The following is a 1,881-nucleotide window of genomic DNA, read 5'->3' as shown; positions in this document are numbered from 1 at the left end:
ATTCGTTTGATGCTGTCTGCCTGTTGACATCATGCAATATCGACATATACCGGTGGCTACATCGAAGGGCTTCGGCCTGGAGCATCACAAGTCGTCTTAATTATCAAAACAGCAACGATCTAAGCAGCCGCATGAATTCCTCATTGAAGGAGTGTGCGGCATGCGCGGACGGCTGCGTCGGTCAAGGACAGTAGAAACATTGTTCGAGCGTTGTGCTCAGCGGGTAGCTGCCATGCAGAAAAACTTGGGAAGTTGACGATGAATTGTATGAAGGGTTCTTTCCTCGGCTCGACGGCAGGGCTGATTGTCCTGTCCAGCGTCGCGTTTGTTGCTGTCCCATCGAGTCCTGCGCAGGCGCGTACACTAATGCATGAAGGGGCATGCAGCGAACCTGACGTATGTTCACCAACGCAGGCCGAGCGGCAGGCGCAGCGAAGGCAGGGCTATGCCCCACTCGCCGCTCCGAGCTGGGCGGATACCTATACTCAGGGTTGGACGGAAAAGCAGCTTCAGGCGCTGACGTTTCCTTACTTCAAGGCGATTACGACGAAGCCGGTGTTCTCCCTCTACGACGCACTCGGACGGCCTGAAAATCTCAAGATCGGAGGCAGTTTCCGTTCGCGCATCGAAGGGATCAACAACCAGTTCCGTCCGGCGCCGTTTCCGCACAGCGATGTCTTTGCTGCATTCCGAACTAACGTCTACGCGGAGTACGATACCGGCCACAAAGTGAAGATCGGCGGAGAGGTGTTTGATAGTCGCGGCTACTTACAGAAGCCAAACTCGTCGACCGCTACCACGGAAGTGAACGCCCTTGAGCTTACTCAGGCCTATCTCAACTTCGATCTCTCCGACGAAACGGGTAATGGTTCGAAGAGCAGCCTCACCGCAGGCCGGTTCACGAAGGACATTGGCTCGCGCCGCCTCGTGGCGCGCAACGATTTTCGTAACACCATCAACTCATTCACCGGCGCCTCCTTCGACTGGCAGGGTGCGAACAAGGATCAGATGACCCTGTTCTGGACCATGCCGCATACCCGGTTTCCCGCCGACGCGGCGGGCATCCTCGACAATGCGATCGTGATGGATCGGGAAAACCTGGATCTGCAATTTTACGGTGGCTCCTATACGTTCGCGAACGTGCTCGGCGGATCGTTGGAACTATATGGGTTTGGTCTGTACGAGCAGGATTCCGGGACCGGCCTGCGGGCGGTGCAGACACGGAATCGGCGGATGTTCACCCCCGGATTTCGGTTGTGGCGGGCGCCGAAGCCTGATCAGTTCGACCACGAGGTCGAAGTGGTCTACCAGACGGGCCTTGCCCGGGATACGGCCGCCGTCACCGACACGCGCGACCTCCAGGTCTCGGCCTACTTCTTCCATGCGCAGGCGGGCTATACTTTCAATACGAACTGGTTGCCGCGGCTCTTGGTGCAATACGATCAAGCCAGCGGCGACAGCAACAACCCCAATACCTTCACCCGTTTCGACACCCTGTTCGGCGCCCGGCGCTGGGAATTCGGCCCGACCAGCCTCTATGGGCCAATACAGCGCTCTAACCTGATCTCGCCGGGGATACGCCTGGAAGTCACGCCGAGCCCGCTCTGGGATGCTTTCATCGGTTACCGCACGCTCTTCCTGGAGAATCCCACCGATTCTTTCGGTCTCACGGGGGTTCGGGACCGATCCGGTCGATCCGGCATCTTCGCTGGTCAGCAGATCGAGACTCGCCTGCGATACTGGCTCATCCCGGACGCCTGGCTGCTTGATACCGGGGCTCTCTACCTGATCAAAGGCAATTTCCTGCGCGACGCCCCCAACGCGCCTCCCACCGGCGACACCTTCTACGGCTACCTACAGACGAGTTTCTTCTTCTAGAGC

At 58.2% G+C, this 1,881-nt stretch carries 1 protein-coding gene; it reads left to right on the top strand.

All coding sequences use genetic code 11. From position 1 onward, the window contains the following. The first annotated feature begins 267 nt into the window (after positions 1-267). The gene (locus NWI01_RS14625; RefSeq protein ID WP_446673919.1) at positions 268-1,878 is read left to right on the top strand and encodes an alginate export family protein; all 1,611 of its coding nucleotides are present in this window, start codon (positions 268-270) and stop codon (positions 1,876-1,878) included. The last annotated feature ends 3 nt before the right edge of the window (positions 1,879-1,881 follow it).

Source organism: Nitrobacter winogradskyi, from assembly GCF_006539545.1.
GTDB classification, from domain to species: Bacteria; Pseudomonadota; Alphaproteobacteria; order Rhizobiales; family Xanthobacteraceae; genus Nitrobacter; species Nitrobacter winogradskyi_A.
This window is presented reverse-complemented; position numbering and strand designations above follow the sequence as displayed.

What these genes read in the sequence shown, in the direction of transcription:
- NWI01_RS14625 (WP_446673919.1), top strand. Translation starts at nt 268, where the DNA reads ATGAAGGGTTCTTTCCTCGGCTCGACGGCAGGGCTGATTGTCCTGTCC.